This window comes from Pseudarthrobacter sp. 05T312 (genome assembly GCF_056396685.1).
Genome location: NZ_JBFTLY010000069.1, coordinates 1 through 383, shown reverse-complemented (window position 1 = coordinate 383; position 383 = coordinate 1). Strand labels below are relative to the sequence as shown.

1 protein-coding gene is annotated in these 383 nt (G+C 54.6%); it reads right to left on the bottom strand.

Translation table 11 applies throughout. The features are described from left to right. On the bottom strand, positions 1–271 hold a 271-nt coding region (locus tag AC1DIP_RS22350), incomplete at its 3' end, for an amino acid kinase family protein (RefSeq protein WP_477735134.1). Positions 272–383 lie beyond the last annotated feature (112 nt).

Here is a 383-nt window from a genome sequence, read left to right as displayed (position 1 = left end):
GGGCCAGCAGCGTTTTGTTCGCCGTGCCCGCCAGCGCGCCGGTAATGATGTCAATCTGGTCGGCAGGCGTCACGCGCAGGCCATTTTTCTTTTTCACCGGCAGGTTGAGCCCTTTCATCAGCTCATCCACCACACAGCCGCCGCCGTGCACAATCACCAGCGGACGTTGGTGTGATTCACGATAGTTCACCAGTGCGTTAAACAGGCGCTCCAGCGCTTCTTCGCTGTCCAGCAGTACACCACCGAGTTTGATAATTAATGGATTCATCATCACACCTTAAATAAGAGCCTGCGTTTCAGGGAAGCCGAAACGAATATTTGCACACTGCATTGCCTGTGCGGCAGCGCCTTTGAGTAGGTTATCTTCTGCTGCCACCACGATG